Annotated in this window: 14 protein-coding genes; 2 read left to right on the top strand and 12 right to left on the bottom strand. The window is 46.1% G+C overall.

Features of this window, described 5'->3' with window-relative positions; genetic code table 11:
- Positions 1-37: 37 nt before the first annotated feature.
- From GC130_RS06450 to GC130_RS06420, 7 genes are all read right to left on the bottom strand, one after another.
- Positions 38-871, bottom strand: a complete 834-nt coding sequence (locus tag GC130_RS06450) for a carboxypeptidase-like regulatory domain-containing protein (protein WP_151997457.1) — start codon at positions 869-871, stop codon at positions 38-40.
- A gap of 94 nt (positions 872-965) precedes the next feature.
- The gene (locus tag GC130_RS06445; protein ID WP_151997456.1) at positions 966-1,565 is read right to left on the bottom strand and encodes a hypothetical protein; all 600 of its coding nucleotides are present in this window, start codon (positions 1,563-1,565) and stop codon (positions 966-968) included.
- A gap of 75 nt (positions 1,566-1,640) precedes the next feature.
- On the bottom strand, positions 1,641-2,321 hold the full coding sequence (locus GC130_RS06440; protein ID WP_151997455.1) for an outer membrane beta-barrel protein: 681 nt from the start codon (positions 2,319-2,321) through the stop codon (positions 1,641-1,643).
- Positions 2,322-2,469: 148 nt separating this feature from the next.
- Complete coding sequence (locus GC130_RS06435; RefSeq protein ID WP_151997454.1) at positions 2,470-3,333, bottom strand: SIR2 family protein; 864 nt, start codon at positions 3,331-3,333, stop codon at positions 2,470-2,472.
- Between the two features lie 136 nt (positions 3,334-3,469).
- A complete protein-coding gene (locus GC130_RS06430; RefSeq protein ID WP_151997453.1) occupies positions 3,470-3,826 on the bottom strand; it encodes a DUF5615 family PIN-like protein in 357 nt (118 codons plus the stop codon).
- Positions 3,823-4,047, bottom strand: coding sequence for a DUF433 domain-containing protein (locus GC130_RS06425; RefSeq protein ID WP_151997452.1), 225 nt, complete (start codon positions 4,045-4,047; stop codon positions 3,823-3,825). Before GC130_RS06425 ends, GC130_RS06430 begins: the two co-directional genes overlap by 4 nt.
- Positions 4,048-4,214: 167 nt before the next feature.
- Positions 4,215-6,065, bottom strand: coding sequence for a sugar-binding protein (locus GC130_RS06420; RefSeq protein WP_151997451.1), 1,851 nt, complete (start codon positions 6,063-6,065; stop codon positions 4,215-4,217).
- Between the two features lie 126 nt (positions 6,066-6,191).
- Here GC130_RS06420 and GC130_RS06415 point away from each other — a divergent pair, with 126 nt between their 5' ends.
- Both GC130_RS06415 and GC130_RS06410 read left to right on the top strand, forming a co-directional pair.
- Positions 6,192-7,040, top strand: a complete 849-nt coding sequence (locus tag GC130_RS06415) for a sugar phosphate isomerase/epimerase (RefSeq protein ID WP_151997450.1) — start codon at positions 6,192-6,194, stop codon at positions 7,038-7,040.
- A gap of 338 nt (positions 7,041-7,378) precedes the next feature.
- Positions 7,379-8,017, top strand: a complete 639-nt coding sequence (locus GC130_RS06410; RefSeq protein ID WP_151997449.1) for an NAD(P)-dependent oxidoreductase — start codon at positions 7,379-7,381, stop codon at positions 8,015-8,017.
- Between the two features lie 44 nt (positions 8,018-8,061).
- Here the strand turns inward: GC130_RS06410 and GC130_RS06405 are convergent, their stop codons facing one another.
- From GC130_RS06405 to GC130_RS06385, 5 genes are all read right to left on the bottom strand, one after another.
- Positions 8,062-8,730, bottom strand: coding sequence for a TrkA family potassium uptake protein (locus GC130_RS06405; protein WP_151997448.1), 669 nt, complete (start codon positions 8,728-8,730; stop codon positions 8,062-8,064).
- A 6-nt stretch (positions 8,731-8,736) separates the two neighbouring features.
- Positions 8,737-10,497, bottom strand: a complete 1,761-nt coding sequence (locus GC130_RS06400; RefSeq protein WP_201568345.1) for a TrkH family potassium uptake protein — start codon at positions 10,495-10,497, stop codon at positions 8,737-8,739.
- Positions 10,498-10,648: 151 nt separating this feature from the next.
- Positions 10,649-10,819 carry a PLDc N-terminal domain-containing protein gene (locus tag GC130_RS06395; RefSeq protein WP_151997447.1) on the bottom strand — a complete coding sequence of 57 codons (171 nt, stop codon included), beginning with the start codon at positions 10,817-10,819 and terminating at the stop codon, positions 10,649-10,651.
- 86 nt (positions 10,820-10,905) lie between these two features.
- Positions 10,906-11,337 (bottom strand): hypothetical protein, encoded by a 432-nt coding sequence (locus GC130_RS06390; protein WP_151997446.1) that lies wholly within the window; start codon positions 11,335-11,337, stop codon positions 10,906-10,908.
- A gap of 64 nt (positions 11,338-11,401) precedes the next feature.
- Positions 11,402-11,980: a DinB family protein gene (locus tag GC130_RS06385; protein WP_151997445.1), complete on the bottom strand. Its 579-nt coding sequence runs from the start codon at positions 11,978-11,980 to the stop codon at positions 11,402-11,404.
- Positions 11,981-11,994 lie beyond the last annotated feature (14 nt).

The following is an 11,994-nucleotide window of genomic DNA, read 5'->3' as shown; positions in this document are numbered from 1 at the left end:
TGAGGTGAGGGGAGGTGGAATTGTCATGTTGGCTTGCTCAGTCATTCATTACCTCGCAGCGAATAGCAAAATCGTAGTTTCCTCCCATTATCCACTTCCCCATGCTCACTGGTCTCACCCGCACTCTTTCGTCAAGGTTGTTGCCCCTGAGAGCGATCATCGGATTCTGAAGATTGGATTCGACCCATTCATAGGAAATGTAGAATGCATGGTTGACCACAACAGGCTCCTTGAAATCGTAGCTCAGCCAACCCTCTTGCAGGTCAGATTCTAAAATGATTGACTGGCTAAGTAATGATCGTCCCGGTGACCCTTCTTTGGGATCAGCGGTGTATACATTCAGCCGAAGCTTGAACGATTGATCCTTTTTATTCTTAACGTATATTGACGCCGTATTCAGTACAGACGGTTGGGATATCCTCATTTTACGAGATATTTCCGCTCCGGCACCAATGCCTCCGACAAAGCCAAATTTTTTACCGGAAACCCGCTGAACTCCCAATACTTTGCTGTTGGATGGATCGACTTCGATTACAACCTCTGCCAGCTTAATCACATGCTCCCTGAGTTCTATTTTTTGCGGCGAGAGGTTTGCCAACAGCTCACGCAATGTTACAGCCTTTCTTTTGTATCCAACAATTGAAAAGATAACAGAATCACTTGGAGCAATCTGCCCGATATCAAAAGAAAATTCCCCTTTCTCGTCTGATACAGTTCCTATGTTCTTTTCCGCCACACCTAAGTTAACGTAGGGAATTGGTCCGCCATTCTCGGCACTCACCACCGTGCCCCAAATCTGATTTTGGGAAATGAGTTGAAGGGGGGTACCCAGTACCAGGACAGCGAGAAACAAGCGCAATTTGTACAACATTTAAGCAGGTATAAGGCTACAAATATCGCAGATTACTTTTGAAAAGTGTAAAGCGACTTGTGATAATCAACAGAAGGCCGCCTCAGCACGGCTTTCAGCGAAACGTCGTCCAGCACCCTTGCTCAATCCTGCTCTTGTGATCGGCAATGAAGTTTGCCCATTCTGCTTCACCTGCTTCCGTGGCTAGTTGCAGTGCCTTGGCTGAAGCATTCAGGGCTTCATCGTGTTTACCATTTTGGTAAAGAAACCATGCGTATTTGTCCCATGTGGGGAAGTCTGTATCGATTTCATAACTCCACCGGATATTCAATAGGTGGTACTTACTATTGGCAGGCATTAAGTGGAAGGTAAGGGCGAGCGCTAAACACATTGCCGGGAACGTCAATGTCTTCCATGTTTTTCTTTTTGCAGTTGTGAGAACGGCAACTAAAGTGAAAACAACTGCCAGGGCCAGTACGACCGATACAAACGGGTAGAACTTAATTGTAAACAGCAGCATGGCCAGCCAGAAAGCGGAGGCAAGGTTGGCCCATCCGTTCACATTGTTTTCTTTTTTGCTAATGGCAATCAGGCTAGCGGCAAGCAATATAAAAAGACCTGCCAGCATCACAATTGCATTGTAGTGAATGTGAAAGAACTTGATAAAGAACCCGGCAAAGAAAATGACAAAGCAAGCAACAAGCATCTTTTTCATAAGCAGCAATGCTATTTTATGGCTTCGAAACTAGAAAGTTTTCTGGCTTTCCCAAAAAGTCGCCATTGTATGGGCTTAGAAGTAATACTGCATACCAAAGTCGAGGGTCGCAAGAGAAAGGGATAGACCGTAGTCCCGTTGAGTATTAGTGTTTCCAATAGGCAATTCGGGGCGATCAATAGGCTTTCTGGTTTCTTGTTGATAGCCCAGAAGGCCAATGGAAGTTTCTAGCCCTATTTTTTCGCTAATCATGAGGATAATGCCAGGTTTCACACCAACACCGAACCCAAGTACTTTTTCCTCATATTCATTCCCCACAACCGTCGTTTTCCCTTTTCCAAAGTTTAAATTGGCAAAGCCCTCCCCAAACAAAATCAAGTGGTCAGTAATATTTACATGATACCTGCCAAAAATCTGTGTTGCTGCGAGATTTGATGCCGTTCTCTGGTCAATATTAAATTGGGGTGCCGAGGATTTGGTGCGGGTTTGGTTGTTTACGAAGCCCACTGAAACGCCGACGCTGAAATTGTCATATATAAAAAATCCCGCTCTCGGAAGTATTTTAATCTCGCTGTTTTCGTTGATAGACTGTTGTACGAAGCTAACAGGTGTCGTATACTCGTTGTTCACCACTGTTCGGTAGAACTTCAAATTTCCTCCAACCTGCTTTGTTCCCTTTGAGAACTGGGCGTGTGAGGTAAAAGAAATCAGGGACAGAAGTGAAAGAAAGATAGTGAGGCTGAGCGATTTGTTCATGACGTGGTTGTTGATTTATTTGTTGTGGAAATAGAACATATTTTTACCCTTTATATTGCGTAATGGTCGCTTTAGTTTAATTGGAGGAAATAGCCGGTATTAATTCAGTAAATTTGGAACGAAAATACTTGCGGTAAATCAAAGAATATCAATCAGAAAGGCCGTCGTAGATATCCGAATAGTCTTCCACCAAATGAATCTTCACATCAAGGTTTTCCATTAAGTTTTTCACTGAGGGGCTGGGCGCACCTTTCGTTACATACCAAACATCCATGGCATATCTGAGTTTGATGGAATACCTTTTCCTTTCAATTAGCAGCCACCTGAGAAACACCTCGTCGGGTTCGTAGCCAAAGCCAAAAATGATGAGTGGGCTGTGGAACCAGATATGGAGCCAGGTCTGCTCGCCTTGCCACGATTTCGACAGAAGTGTTTCTTTATAAAGCCTGCGTCGCCCTTTGGTGATGAGGCTTCTAGCTCGCTGCACACTCCCCATGTAGTCGCCGAGTCCCAGCCTGATGCTATCCCGATAGTTTATGTCGCCATGAATCTTCCAAATACCAAAGCCGTGAGTAGGAGTAGTCATTTGTTCGAAGCCGTAGTAGGTTTTCCAGGGGTAGAATCGGGTAAATCCATCTGAGTCAATGTGAAATGGCCTTGCCCCTACGGACTCTTCGAAAGCCGTGTCAAAGTTCGTTGTTAGCACTGGTGTGTTTGTTGACCTGGCAAATTCCATGATTTTTTTATGGACACGCAGGTCATCACTGTTTGTCAATTGCAACTCAGCTTTCACTCTATTTTTCACTTTGACAGGGTCGTTTGCGTACAACTCGATCAGGTCATATATCTCTGTATTAGTCAGTCCTGTCAGGGCGAAGGGAATAGGTTTTGGTGAAGCTGCTTTCAGTAAATCCTTCCAGGATGGCATAATACCGCTTCGTAAGTTGGGCCCGTTGCCTATAAGGAAAGCGGCGTTATTGTATTTGCTTCTGATGGATGCAATGGCGTTCATGGGAGGTTGGGCTATGCTTTTTTTTGATAGAAAGTAACAAAAAAAGCCCACGTTTCCGCAGGCAATATTGGTATTCAATTTCTTGCGGGGTACTCAAGTATGCCAATAAGGCTGGGGTCAAGACGATAAAGCGAGGTCAGCTGTTGTTGTCGGCTTCCAACTCAAGGCAGGCCATTTCTTTATACGCTTCTTGCAGTAAAAAACTTTCTATCGTCGAGTAGTTGTTGATTAAAAGCTGGGCTATTTGATTAGTTGAGAGATTGCCTGTTCTAATCCAAATCACTTTTGGTGGATGGCTGTTAATCACACTAATATCATAAAAATCGGCGTCAAAAGTGACAATGGTGAAGCCATGTTCTTTTGAGTAAGCCCAAATATCTGAATCTTCCATGTCGGTTAAGCCACAGTGACTTAAATGGAGACAGGCGGGGAAATAGTCAACAAGCTTTTTCACCAACCTGAAAGAGATATTCTGATCGAACAATAGCTTCATGCACTGTGCTGAAGCTTATGCTCTCTGTCTGCTGCATAGGCAAGACAGGCCTGAATGTCTTCCAGTGTCAACTCGGGAAAGTCTTCGAGAATTTCGTTGAAACCCATTCCGGCAGCTAGCCAGCCAAGCACATCATATACGGTAATCCTTGTATTTCGTACACAAGGCTTACCGAATCTTTTGTTTGGGTTCCTTTGGATGATCTTTTTATAGTCTACCATTTGGACAGGGTTTTAACAAAAATAGCTCTTTTGCCGAAACCATCCGAAAAGGAGGTGTAAATCATTTATTCCAACGATATGTCGGAGTTTCCAATGTGATGACGTTTTTTGAACAAAAAAGCCCACCTTCCGGCAGGCTCTTTCCTCATTCTAATTATTAACCGTGTTTATTTTCTAAAGAAGGTGCCCGAGCCAGGGTAGTTGGCAGCTCCACGCCAGTCGGGCTGCCACCACAGGTTGGTGCGGTGGCTGTAGTCGTTGTCAAAGTCGTTCACACCCACGTTGATCCGGACGGTTTTCCAGTCGCCACTCTGCTGCTCGCCAAGGTAGCTTAGCGGGATGGCCAACTCAATGGCATAACCCGTGTCCGTTTTTGTTGTTACGCCAATCGTTCCTTCAGGCTTGTTGCCGCTGGTAAAGGGCGTAGTGTTGTCAGTACCGTCCACATAGGGGCTCATTCCTATATACAGCACACCTGAAAGGCTTGTGCCGAAAGAGCTGATATTTTCGCTGCGGCCGTCGATAATTACCTGAAAGGCATCCTGGTTGTAAGGCCTTGAGGAGACCACTGCCAGCAGTTCATCGTCTGTTACCTCGGCGCCAATGTAAAGGAACTGGTCGTCGTAGCTGATTCCGAACCGAACCGAGCCGTCAGCCTTGCCACCTTTGTGAGAGAAGGGATTGGCTTCCGTGTACATTTCGATTTCTGAGTATGGGAGGGCCGCCCAGTCGTCAAGTTTGCCATCTATTGTCTTGCTGGTGCCCTTTGAAATGTATTCCTTTTTGGCCGGACGGGCATTTTGTGTTACATCCATCGTGACGTCCGCCATGCCCTCGCCGTGGAAGGTGACCGTTCCTCTCAATTCTACTGGCTCCAGTGTAGCAATCGGGGCAGCTTTTCCACTAAGCTTTAGGGGAATTATTTCTACTGAATTCGGAGCTATGGTGAGACTTTGACGGATAATGCTGGAAGTAAGATCTTTGTTAGCAGCCAATTCAAAACTAACGTCCATTGGGGCATCACTGTCGTTGGTGAGACGGATTTCTGTAGTGCCGTTTGAAAACGTGCTGCCGTCGGTAAACATCGGCGATATGCGCACAGGCTGCCCATTAAAAAGTGGCCTGAAGTAGTTACTCGACTGCTCTGTCACCACGCTCTCGTTCCAAACGCCCGAAAGCTCCAGGTTAGCCATGATGGGTCCGTTGTCGGTCATAGTGATCCACACCACATGGTCAAACTCCCCAAACTGTGGGCCTCTCAGTCGGCTGCTGCCTCCTGTGGTAGCCAGAATAAAATATTTGCCATTATTTCTTTCGTATTTCACGTAGCTGTGGTGGTGGCCTACATACACGGTATGTTTTCTCGGCTCAAGCAGTTTTTCAACATCTGGCCAGCGAAGGGTTTCTGCCTGCTGGTTCCACAGGGGCTGATGCATGAACACCAGCGTCCATTTCACGTCTGCGTTGGCTGCCAGTGTCTTCTCAATCCACTCATATTGTTCATCACCAATGGTACCTTTGCCCGACCCACGATAGTTGTCTTCAGAGTTGAGGCAGAGGAACAGCACGTCTTTGTATACAAAATGGTAATAGTCCTTCCCAAAAATCGCTTTGTACTTGTCATACATCACCTTGTTGGTGATGTCGTGGTTGCCAGGCACGTAAAAGAAGGGCATGGTGAGGGAATCAATGAAACCATTGAATTCCGTCCACTCAGCATCCAGCCGGGCTTCGTCTTCCGTATATCCTTCTATAAAGTCACCCACACTCATCACAAACTCAGGCTGTAGCAGATTAAGCTTGCTTAGGCCCACTTCAAACACATTGTCCCGGTGGCCGCCTGTGCGGTCAGTAACAATGGCAAACTGAAATGAAGAGGGGTCATTGTTCAGATCAAGGCTGGTGTAGGGTGTTGGCCCTTCGATGGGTTCAATCTTAATACTTGCTTTTTCGACTGGAGCGGTGCAAGCTGCACCAAAGACAAGAAGGCCCACAACAGCAGCTGAAAGATGATTCATACTAGATAGATTTGGTTAGGGTGAAGTTACGCCTCCTTGCCGAGAGGTATTTGAAATTAATAGTTAAGTTTAAGTTAATGTTTCCTGTGAAAGGAAGCAATGAAATAACCTACTTAACTATCGCCTATGAAAACCACTTTGTTTGCTCTCTTACTTCTTGGCGCCACCTCGTTTGTTTATGCACAACGACCGGCAGTTACCGTGGCATGGGACATGGAAGACGATGCCCTCATGCGTGCCTCCGGCTATAAGTATTTTGTAGAAAAGGTGGACAAAATTATCAGTCCGCAAAAAGTGTCAGATGAGCAGTTTGCCGAAAATGTTGCCACCATCAAAAAGATGAAAACCAACATGTTTGCTGTGAACTACTTTTTGCCAGGCAACCTGAAAGTGATTGGCCCTGACGTAAATGAGGAAGCCATACTGGCCTACACCGACGTTGTTTTTCAGCGTTGCAAGCAGATTGATGTAGATCTGGTGGTATGGGGCAGCGGTGGTTCCCGGCGGTTGCCTGACGGCTGGGACTATCAAAGGGCAGTAGATCAGTTTGTAGCCATTGCAAAGAAAGTAGCCGTGCAGGCGCAGAAATACGATATCCTGATCACCGTAGAAAACCTCAACAAGACCGAAGCCAACTTTCTCAACGGCTTTGATGAGGTGGTGAATGTGGTGAAGCGGGTAGATGAGCCAAATCTGATGGCTTGCGTGGACATTTACCACATGCTCATGGATGGTGATCCTCCGTCGATGATAGCGCAGGGAAAGGGCATTACTTTCCATTGCGATATCGCTGAAAAGGCAGACAGGGACCCGCCGGGTACGCTTGGCGACGAAGTAGTTCCGTACCTGCAAGAGCTGAAGAAAATTGACTACAAGGGAAAAATCGTCATCGAAGCCCGTTGGGACGATTTTCCGAAAGAAGCGCCTGCCACGTTGAAATATTTGGAAGCGAAGGTAAAAGATGTGTGGAAGTAGGAGGAGAGTATTTGACTATTTGAGGAATCGAGGATTTGAAAACTACCGAACTACCTATCTACATGAACTAACCTCGCATTATTTAACTAGTGCCATCGGCACGGTTTTTTTGAACAGCTTGGAATTTATTCCAGGCTGAAGATTTGAATCACCTTGGAATTCATTCCAGGCTGATCAACTCCAAGCTGCATAATTCCCCAAAATCCATTACCTTCGACTTATTAAAATCTCCTGATAAAATATTGACTTAGGCTTAGCAGAAAACACTTCTGCTCAATCGGTTTGCCTTTCTGGCAATACCAGGTAATCAACTATTGTCTTATTTTATTGAGAGTAAAATGAATAACACTTCAAAAATAGCCGTCATTGGCGGCACAGGTAAGGCTGGCAGGTACATCGTAAAAGAGCTGCTCAGCCGTGGGTATCACGTCAAACTTCTTCTTAGGTTTCCTGAAAACCTTCAAATTGAAGATCCGAAAATCGAGTTACTGAAAGGCGATGCACGAGATGTGGAAGCTATCCGGTCGTTGTTGGACGGATGCCAGGCCATCATCAGTGCAGTTGGCCAGCCAAAAGGGGAGGATTCAATTTTCAGCGAGGCTTCAAAGCATATTGTAGCGGCAATGACAACTTATGGCATCCGGCGGTATGTCGTCCTTACCGGGCTCAACGTCAACACGTCATTTGACAAGAAGAGCGAAAAAGTGGCAATAGCCACTGAGTGGATGAGAGCCAACTACCCCAAAACCACAGCAGACAAGCAGGTAGAATATGAGTCTCTTAGAAAAAGCGATATCGATTGGACGCTGGTGAGGCTGCCCATGATTGAACTTACGCACGAAAGGAGGGGAGTGAAAGTAAGTTTGGAGGATTGCCCCGGCGACGGGATCAGTGCTACAGACCTGGCTCATTTTGTGGCCGATCAACTGATTGACGATGCTTTTGTGGGGCAAGCACCTTTTATAGCCAGTAATTGATTGAAAAGATGCGGGTCTGTATTGATCCGCATCGTTTTACACTTTTATTCACTGTCATCCAGCATATCTTTCAAGTCGTCGAGTGCTCCGAAAATAACCAGCGTATCTCCTTCTTCCAGAACAGTCTCCGCAGTGGCTACACCGGAAATCTTACCATCTTCTTTCCCTTCCACTGGCTTAATAGTGGTCAGCACTGTTATGTTGTACTTCTTTCTAAACTCTGACTCCAGTAGTGTTTTTCCTACATATTTCTCAGGGCACTTCAGTTCAATGATATTGTGCTTGTCCGACAGTTCGAATGAATCAACTACGCCTTTAAAGTTAAGCCTTTTTGCGAGCCTGATGGCGGAGGTTTGCTCTGGCCGACTGATTTCATGCACGCCCATGGCCTGCATCACCGTAGTGTGTAATTCGCTCACCGCTCTGCCGATAATTCGTTTAGCATGGAGTTGCTTCAGCAGGGCTGTGGTCATGATAGAGGCACCTTCGTCTTCACCTATGGCAACAATAACCGCATCCGCATCTTCCAGGGGAAGCGAGCTTACCGCTTGAATATCAGTGGAGTCGAGGCAAATAGTGTGCGTAATGTCATCCTTGTGCAGTTCCACCTTGTCCATTTTTTTATCCACCCCAATCACTTCATGCCCCATGGCCGTGAGCGTGGTGGACAGGCTGCTGCCAAAATTTCCGAGACCAAAAACGATGTATTTCATACAAACTTAATTTATAAACAATTCCTCGTTTGGATAACGATACCTCAATGTTTGCACTCTTCGTAGCATGCCTACAAGCAGGGTAAGCGCACCCACCCGACCAATAAACATGATAAGAATAATCACTAGCCTGCTGCCGGTACTAAGACTCGATGTAATTCCCATGCTTAGCCCCACGGTGCTGTAAGCCGAAAAGCATTCAAACGCCACCTGAATAAATGGTAGTTCCGGGTCAAGCATGGTAATCATAAATGTGGCCAGCCCGATAAATATCAACGAAAGAGAGATAATGGCAAACGCTCTCCTGATCGACTTGTTGGAGATTTCTCTTTTGCCAAACTCCACCCTGTCTTTGCTGCGGGCCAGGCTTAGAAAGTTAAGGGTGGCCAGGAAGATCGTGGTAGTTTTTATGCCACCACCGGTGGAACCGGGCGAGGCTCCGATCCACATGAGCAACAATATGATCATGATGGTATGAAGCTTCAATGCCGTATTGTCGACAGTGTTGAAACCAGCAGTTCGGGGCGTGACTGCACCGAAAAAGGCGGTCACCCATTTGCCAAATTCGTTGTGCTCAGCCAGCGTATTGTCGTATTCGAAGAAGTAGAAAAGCAAAGTGCCGGGGACTATGAGAAGTGCCGTTGTAATAAGTACGATCCTTGTGTGCAGGTTGATCCTGATGGGTAGCCGATACACAATCCGCCGTTTTACCAGCCGGGCCACTATTGTGCGGGCTGACTCCCTAAGATAGTTTACGAAGTTGAAAACGATAGGAAAACCCAACCCTCCGAAAATGAAGAGAAAAGCGATGACTAAATGCAGAGAGTAGTTGAAGCGATAGTTTAGATCGTACAGGCTATTACCAAGCGTAGAGAAGCCTGCGTTGCAGAAGGCCGATATGGAATGGAATCCGGCGAAGAGTACCCTGTCGACAAAACCTGGCAGCACTGCCTTGTTGAGTTGCGTGAATATGGCAATACCTCCTGCCAACTCAACCAGAAGGGTAAAAGCGACAATTGTTTTCACGATGCCACTCACCTCCGCCAGCCGGTTAGTATTTGTTACATCTTTTAGAAATAACTGGTTCTGGATGCTAAACCCACCTTTAAAAAAAAGGCCAAAAAAGCTGGTGAAGGTAAGAATGCCAATACCACCCACCTGAATGAGGCCAAGTATCACAACCTGGCCGAACGTAGTGAAATAAGAACCAGTGTCAACTACTATGAGGCCTGTAACGCACACGGCGCTTGTTGATGTAAAAAGAGCGTCTACAAAGCCAATACCCTCATAAGTGGCATTAGGCAGCATCAGCAGTCCGCAGCCTAGCAACACAATGAGCGCAAAGCTGAAGATGAAGAGGTTGGCCGGATTCTTTGAAAGCCTGTAGAGGGACGTCGTGCGCCTTGAAAACTCTATCACGAAAATGAAAAAACAGCCCCAATAGCCGGTGAATTTGTGCGTGAAAAAGCTCAACTGAGGATACAAGTGCGGGTTGATTGAAAACACTACATAGGCCAGCATGTAGATAGCCAGCAGTGCCTCTACCAGTCTTGACCGGAGTCGACTGGAATCGAGCATCCATGCGATAGTGCTTGCAGCTATAATCAGCACAAACAAGATGCCAGCAAGAACGGGAAGCAAGGTATGAAGGTAGACTTCAAGGACGCCGCTGTAGGGGAAGCCAACGTCAATAATCAGTAGAAACAAGCCAACACTGCTTACTCCCAGCGAAGACCAGTTGATGATATTGAGTGCTTTCCGTTTCAAATTTTTTGTACTTCTGCGTTCGGTGGATGATATTTTACCAGAAAGCTAAGCATCGTTCATTTAAAACGGCAGTAGATATAGATTAAAATTAAGCTTTTTGCCAAACCAAGAAAAAGAGAAATTTCCAGGCAATGATTTCCCGTTTTTTGGGTCACTTTCTACCAAACACTGCGTATATAATAGCGGTAACTATGCTAAATAGCAGCGCACATATTGTCCATAGTAATTTTGTGCCCGAACTCATCGACTTGCGGTTGGCCCATACGTCATAAATGACCCATACTGCGCAAAGAACAGCAACGATATAAAGTAGATTGTTCATTTGAATTTTGGTTGGTTATCTCCACAAGATAGAGATATTCTCAATACCAATATTGTTTTACTGTCTGTCAGAATTAACTGAGTGCATCAGGTCAGCCGCCAGGAAGGATCTCTTTTCAGTGTTTTGATTTTATCTGCTTTCCTGAACCTCAGCGCCGACCAGTCGTCGTCCACCGCTACCATACGCACGCCTTCGAAGCCCAGTTTTCCAAGCGATGCCCAGCCATGGTCACGATGGATTTCAGCTTTGTACTTTTTGGAGCTCTTCTTAGGGTATACAAACCAAAATGGGGCGTCGTCTGTTAGTTTTGGCGCCAGTTCCAGACTCAGTTCGGTAATGGCCTGTTCTGTTTTTACAAACACGAGCACAAAGTCAAAGTTGTCGGCGGAGTTGATTTGGGTATAAACGGTTCCCAGCTTCTCAAAGTCCCTGATATGAGGTGCGAACTCATCCGGAGACTCAAATATGCCTATCGCCTGCTGAGCTTTGTAGTTAAGTTTTTTGATAAGATCTGTCATGGTTTGGTTTTTTACCTGAAAACGATGAGTCAAATGAGCGAAAATCATGCAAGGCCAGAAGACATTATCTGGCAGGAAAAAGGGGCTGCTGGGTAACCCGTTTGGCTTGATTTACGTGCCTCTCCGCATGGCCCACCACAATTTGTAGCGTGTCGTACAGCGAGTAGGTCACCAGCCTTGACACTGGCGACGTAATAATGACTGTTGTATGATCTACATGATCCATCGCTATCATTTTTCTAGTCAACAGCTTGAGGCTATCAGTAAAGTCTTTCACAATATGTTGGCTAAGCCTGCCTGCGGTTGGCCGGAATATCGCCGGCGACTTCGATTTACGCTTGACCTCCGGCCCTAGGTATTCCACCAGTTGCCCGCCCCAGAAGCTGTGCCAAAAAGCAGGCATTTTCTGCCAAAAAGCGGGATCGTATCTGCCATCAGCAATTTTATCAAACTGTGGATAGTATTGGTTGTGGGTCGTCATGATATGATCCAGGCATTCTCTGATGCTCCATTGACCTTTTACAGGCTTCCAGCCTAACTGCTGCGCCGACAGGTCTCCGAATACATTGTTGACCTCTGCAGTCAACTCCTCCATCTTGTCAAGATGCGATTGAATATTGACATTGTGGAAGCTCTGACTCATGACGACTCATTTGA

The organism is Imperialibacter sp. EC-SDR9, from assembly GCF_902498805.1.
GTDB lineage: Bacteria > Bacteroidota > Bacteroidia > Cytophagales > Cyclobacteriaceae > Imperialibacter.
The sequence above is the reverse complement of the archived record's forward strand: the minus strand, read 5'-3'. Positions and strand labels throughout refer to the sequence as shown.